Genomic DNA, 6,039 nt, shown 5'->3' with positions numbered 1-6,039 from the left:
CCCCGTTCTGTTTTTGCCTGTTTTCCGGAAAACAGGCCAAAAACAGGAATGGCCAAAAAAGGATGCCTACCAATGACAGGTTCAAGCGCTTAGTTGCCATTCCAGACAAACCGCTCAGCAGAACGTAGCACAGCAATGCACCCTGCCAAGACCCCAGTTGCGCGGTTCAGAATTATTGCCTAATTTTCCTCTGAATAAAACTAGAAACACATGTCACTGTTCTCTTCTAACAACCCCGCCCTCAAAGAGAAGGCGTTTGCCGAACTGGCTTCTTCTGAAGTTCTGGCCGGCCAGACCATGACCCTGAACGGCACCATTGCCAAGTCAGCGCTGCTGTTCGGGATTGTGCTGGTGTTTGCGGTGTTCGCCTGGGATCTGTTCCTGTACATCGGCGTGCCTATTCCCTATCTGATCGCTATTCCTCTGATTGGCGTGGCGCTGGCGTTCCTGATCACTTTCAAGAAGCACCTGGCGGCCTACATTGCCCCTGTTTACTGTGCATTGCAGGGCCTGTTCCTGGGTGGTGTATCCGGCATTCTGGAAATGAGCTACCCCGGTATTGCCAACCAGGCCATGCTGCTCACCTTAACCGTATTTGGCGGTATGCTCCTGCTGTACAGCACCCGCGTGATTAGAGCCACCGCACGCTTCAAGTCTATTATTATCACCGCCACCTTCGGGATTTTCTGTTATTACATGCTGTCTTGGGTGCTCATGCTGTTTGGCGTAGAGATGGCGTTGATCCACAGCAGCGGTACAGCCGGCATTATCTTTAGTGTATTGGTGGTGATCATTGCCGCCATGAACCTGATCCTGGATTTTGACACCATTGAGACCGGTGTGGAATACGGCGCGCCCAAATACATGGAATGGTATGCCGCCTTCGGATTAATTGTAACCCTGATTTGGCTATATATTGAAATTCTGCGGTTGCTGTCTAAACTAAACCGGAGATAAAATTTCTAACTGCTTTGACTCAGCGGCGTACACTCCTCATCACCTACTGAGGAAATTATGCCGAAGGAAAAGAAAGCCCAGAAGAAAGAAGATCCCTGCTGGAAAGGCTATAAACAGGCAGGCATGAAAGAAAAAGACGGCCAGCAAGTGCCCAACTGCATTAAGAAACCAAAGTAATCAAGTTAAAACAAAGAAGCCTCAGTTTTGCTGAGGCTTCTTTGTTTCTGTTTTCGGCGTGTTTTTAGAAAAACAGCCCGAAAACAGAAACGTTTTTACTCGTTGTAAAACACCCGCTTCACCCGCGTACTCACGTTGGTGAGCAGCTCATACGGAATAGTGCCTATGCGCGCTGCCAGTTCTGTCAACGGCAAGCCCTCTCCAAACACCAGCACCTCATCTCCGGCGCGCACATCCAGACCGGTCACATCTACCATGCACATGTCCATGCACACGTTGCCTATGATGGGCGCACGGTGGCCGTTGATGAGCACCTCGCCCACCCCGTTCCCAAAGCGGCGGTCATAGCCATCGGCGTAGCCAATGGCAATGGTGGCGGTCTGTTTGTCTGTGGTGGCCACGCCGCGACGGCTGTAGCCCACGGTGTCTCCAGCGTTGATCTGCTTTACCTGAGAAACCGTGGTTTTGAGCTGGCCCACGGTCAGGAGACTGCTCTGGTCGCTTCCGCTGGATTCTACGCCGTACAGGCCAATGCCCAACCGCACCATGTCAAAGGCCGCTTCTTCGCCAAACCGCACAATGCCCGCCGAGTTAAGAATATGCTTGGTGACCGTGTAACCCAAGGCCTGTTCAACCTTGGAGGCCATCTGCGTGAACTGCCTGATCTGCGCCCGCGAAAAATCATTGTATAAGGCCTCATCGGCGCCAGCCAGATGGCTGAACACGCTTTGCACCTGCACATGCGGCATTTGCGCCAGAACGTCTAAGGCTTCGTCTAGCTCAGTGGCATCAAAACCGAGGCGGTGCATGCCCGTGTCCAGCTTGAGGTGGATCTTGGGCGTTTTAGGGCTCTTTTCAGGAAAATAGTCCAGAAACCGGTGCAGCAAATCAGGGGAATAAATCTCGGGTTCTAAGCCATACTGCTGCATTTTCAGGAAGCTGTCGGGGCTGGGGTTCATGACCATGATGGGCAGCGTGATGCCATGTTCGCGCAGGGTTACGCCTTCATCGGCGTACGCCACAGCCAGGTAATCTACCCGGTGGAACTGGAGCAGGTTGGCAATCTCATAGGAACCCGCGCCATAGGCGAAGGCTTTCACCATGACCATGATCCTGGTCTGGGCAGGCACTTTGCCGCGGTAGTAGTTGAGGTTGTGCACCAGCGCGTCCAGGTTTACCTCCAGTAGCGTGCCGTGCACCTGCTGCTGCAGCGCGGCCACCACCTTCTCAAACTGGAACACCCGCGCCCCTTTCACCAGAATGGTCTCCTGCCGGAATGTCTCCGGTCTTAACTGGCCTAGAAAAGAATCAGTGCCCAGATAGAACTCGCTGCCTTGCGGAAAAAGGTCCTGGTGGCGGGTGATGATGTCGCCTATGCCAATGACGCGGTCAACGCCCCGCGCTTTCACCTCCTGCGCCACCTGCCGGTAGAGCGCCTCCTCTTCCATGCCGGCTTCTAAGAGGTCAGAGAGAATCAGGGTTTTCCGCCCGCGGCGGGCCTGGTGCACCAGCACATCCAGGGCAATGCGCAGACCGGCCACGTCATTGTTATAGGTGTCATCAATGATGTAGCAGCCGTTGATGGCTTCTTTACGCTCCAGCCGCATGGCCACCGGCACCAGCCGCTCAAACCGGCCCGCCATCTGCTCAGCGGGCACACCCAGATATAAAAGTGTAGCTAAACAGTGTAGCGCATTTTCTAAGGAGGCCTCGTCTGAAAAAGGCAAGGTCAGGTCCTGGCCGTGGCCCTGGTAATGTAACCGGATCTTGGTTTTCTGCTGCCGCATCTCCAGCACCTTCACCTGCACCTCGGCCACAGAGGGCTCATTTTTGCTCCACGTAAAGCTGGGCAGCCCCAGTTTCTGAACAGCGTAATGTACGTTCACCTGATCTGCGCAGTACACCAGCTTGTCTACATGGGCAAAGAGCTTCAGCTTTTCCTGCAGTTTCTCGTTCCTGGTGGCAAACCCCTCATCATGCGCCGAGCCCAGATTGGTGAACACGCCCACCGTGGGCTGCAGCACCTCCTCCAGTTTGGCCATCTCCTGGGGTTTGGAGATGCCGGCTTCAAACACCCCCACCGTGTGGCTCTCATTGATCTGCCACACGGAGAGCGGCACGCCAATCTGGGAATTGTAACTTCTGGGGCTTTTCACCACCCGCTCTGACACACTCAGCAGCTGCGCCAGCCACTCCTTCACAATGGTTTTGCCGTTGCTGCCCGTGATGCCAACCACCGGCAGGTTGAATTTTCTTCTGTGGTAAGCCGCAATGCGCTGCATGGCTTCAATGCTGTTACTCACCAGCAGCACATTGGCCTCCGGGTAGAGCGCCAGATCCATAATGGCCTCTGAATCTTCTACAATAAACTGCCGCACACCGGCCTGGTAGAGCTCTGGCAGGTACTGGTGCCCGTCATGGAATTCGCCCTTGATGGCGAAGAAGATAGAGGCGGCCGCGCTGATGATTTTCCGGCTGTCGGTGACCAGGTGCTGGATAGGGTACTCGCCTTTGCATTGGGCTAGCATGCCCCCGGCTACTTGGGCTATTTCTTTGAAGGTAAACATGCGGTTGTGGGTAAGTCTACCAAAGATACAACTCACCGGCACACCGCCATACGTGTGGCGTTTTATTCTGTGGTTGGCGGTGGGTGCGTTTTGGGGCTGTTTTGGGGAAAATAGGCCGGAAGCGGGAAATTGGCGCAGACGCTCGCAGGTCCTCCGGACGCTACGAGGTCAGAACCTGGATTTTGTGGATTTGAGGATTGCACAGATTTCTTTGACTCTGCTAACGCGAGACTACAGTCTCGTGACGAACAGTGCTGCGAGTCTCCAGACTCGCCGGGAGCCGCAAGGAGATAAATGGGAGTCTGGAGACTCCAACCACAGCGCGCACGAGTCTGGAGACTCGCGCCAGCAAAGAGTCAGGAAAGAATTCGGCAACGCCGAAGCAAATTTTATGGCGCGGAAGTTACATCCGTGACTTTCTTCGCTTTGTCAACTGACTTGCCACTTGAGCCGTATTCCCCTCATCCTAACCTTCTCCCTAGGGGAGAAGGGACGCTGCTTTTCGCGTTTTTGCTCTGTTTTCAGAAAAATAGGCCAAAAACGTGATTTCCCTGCGGAAGAACTATACACCGGAATGTTATGCGGGAGACGTAGTTTACTTTTGGTGAGGGGCTTGCTGCTGAAAGAACCGTGGCTTCCTGTACCTTTGCGCTCCTAAAAATCACCGACGTGCAATTCAACAGATACCACGGGGCTGCCATCAGCGCCTTTTTGATATGGGGATTCATTCCCTTTCCGCTGAAAGCGTTGACCGCTTTCCCCAGCAGTCAGATTCTGTACTTCAGAATACTGTTCTCTGTGGTCACGCTGCTGGCCCTTTCTTTGGGCACCCGCCGCAAGCAGTGGCAGGAGACATTTCAGCTGCTCAAGACCCAGACACGCAAAGAGAAGAACCGTTTTCTGCTGTTCACCTTTCTGGGCGGCGGGCTTTTGACGGTGAATTGGCTGAGTTTTATTTACGTGGTGAACCACGTGGATATCCAGACCGGCTCCTTTTCTTACCTGCTTTGCCCCATCTTAACGGCGGCGCTGGGCTTTCTGCTGCTGGGCGAACACCTGCGGGTGAACCAGTGGCTTTCTGTGGGGCTGAGTCTCATGAGCTGCCTGCTGGTGGGCACAGATTCTCTGTACAACCTGCTGTTCAGTTTGCTTATTGCCGCCTCCTATGCGTTTTACCTGATCACGCAGCGGCTGCTCAAGGAGTATGACAAGATGGTGCTGCTCACGCTGCAGCTGCTGCTGGCGTTTGCCGTGATTGGGCCCAGCTACCCGTGGTTTGTGGGGGCGTCGGCGCAGCCGGTTACGGCACATTTCACGGGGCAGATCCTGCTGCTGAGCTGGGTGTTTACGGTGCTGCCGCTGTTCCTGAACCTTTACGCGCTCAAAGAGCTGAAGTCTGCCACCGTGGGCGTGCTCATGTACCTGAACCCCATCATCAACTTCACCATGGCTTTCCTGTATTTTGGCGAAGTGGCCAGCCAGCAGAAGATTCTGGCCTACTTTGTGATTTTCCTTTCGGTGATCCTCTACAACCTCCCTATTGGCAAGAAAACACCCGCTCTAAAAACTTCGTGATTTTTAGCAGGCGGTGCAACCTTCTGCTCGGTTCAGGGCTCTTCATATCAGTAAGCACGGCCATCACCGCTGTGTTTCTCTGCAGATGAAAAAAAGACACGTTTCTCTTCTGGGGCTGGCACTTGTGGCAATGGGCTGCGCCCGAACAGAGGTTTTGCCTTCACAGGAGGGGAAAATGGCTTCTGCACCGCTTGCCCCCACCGTGCTTTCCCTACAGCAACCTACCCAGGCCAATGGGGTTACCCTTAAGCTGCAGGAGCTTACTGACAGCCGGTGCCCCTTGAATGTCATGTGCGTGCGGTACGGTTCAGCGGTTGCGGCCCTGCAACTGCAGGACGGCAGCGGCAACCGCGCCACGCAACGCCTGTATCTGGGCGAAGCGTTGCCAGCGCCGGACAACAGAGGGTTCAGAGGCACTGACTCAGTAGAGGTAGCCTTGGGCAACCAGAGGTTCTTGCTTGTCCTGCATGAGGTACAGCCTTATCCCGTGGCCCCCAATGAAGCCCACCCGGCCAAGACGGCCAAGGTCACGGTAAGGCCTTTGTAATGTCTATAAACTGTTTTTTATAGAGGGTTGTTTGAAAGGTAAGCCCGCGGCTTCTGGCTGCGGGTTCACTTTTTCAGAAGGTGCATAAGCATGCAATAGAAAGTAATTCAGCTTGAAACCCTTTTTAAGGAACAACCATACTTGAGTAGTAGCGGTAAGTTACGCCCATGAATTAAAGCACTCCTGTTTTCGCCTGTTTTCTGGAAAACAGGCCGA

The 6,039-nt window shown here is 54.1% G+C and carries 4 protein-coding genes; 3 read left to right on the top strand and 1 reads right to left on the bottom strand.

All coding sequences use genetic code 11. The annotated features are described in order from the left end of the window. Window positions 1–210 precede the first annotated feature (210 nt). On the top strand, window positions 211–957 hold the full coding sequence (locus tag A8O25_RS21845; protein WP_066839711.1) for a Bax inhibitor-1/YccA family protein: 747 nt from the start codon (window positions 211–213) through the stop codon (window positions 955–957). Window positions 958–1,229: 272 nt separating this feature from the next. Here the strand turns inward: A8O25_RS21845 and A8O25_RS21840 are convergent, their stop codons facing one another. Next, window positions 1,230–3,701, bottom strand: a complete 2,472-nt coding sequence (locus tag A8O25_RS21840; protein WP_066839710.1) for a bifunctional UDP-N-acetylmuramoyl-tripeptide:D-alanyl-D-alanine ligase/alanine racemase — start codon at window positions 3,699–3,701, stop codon at window positions 1,230–1,232. Window positions 3,702–4,331: 630 nt separating this feature from the next. On the opposite strand from A8O25_RS21840, the gene A8O25_RS21830 reads away from it, so the two are divergent. After that, entirely contained in the window at window positions 4,332–5,276 is a 945-nt protein-coding gene (locus A8O25_RS21830) for an EamA family transporter (RefSeq protein WP_241499125.1), read from the top strand. A gap of 175 nt (window positions 5,277–5,451) precedes the next feature. Beyond that, window positions 5,452–5,823 carry a hypothetical protein gene (locus tag A8O25_RS21825; protein ID WP_153042872.1) on the top strand — a complete coding sequence of 124 codons (372 nt, stop codon included), beginning with the start codon at window positions 5,452–5,454 and terminating at the stop codon, window positions 5,821–5,823. The last annotated feature ends 216 nt before the right edge of the window (window positions 5,824–6,039 follow it).

The organism is Rufibacter ruber, assembly GCF_001647275.1.
Taxonomy (GTDB): domain Bacteria; phylum Bacteroidota; class Bacteroidia; order Cytophagales; family Hymenobacteraceae; genus Nibribacter; species Nibribacter ruber_C.
This window is presented reverse-complemented; position numbering and strand designations above follow the sequence as displayed.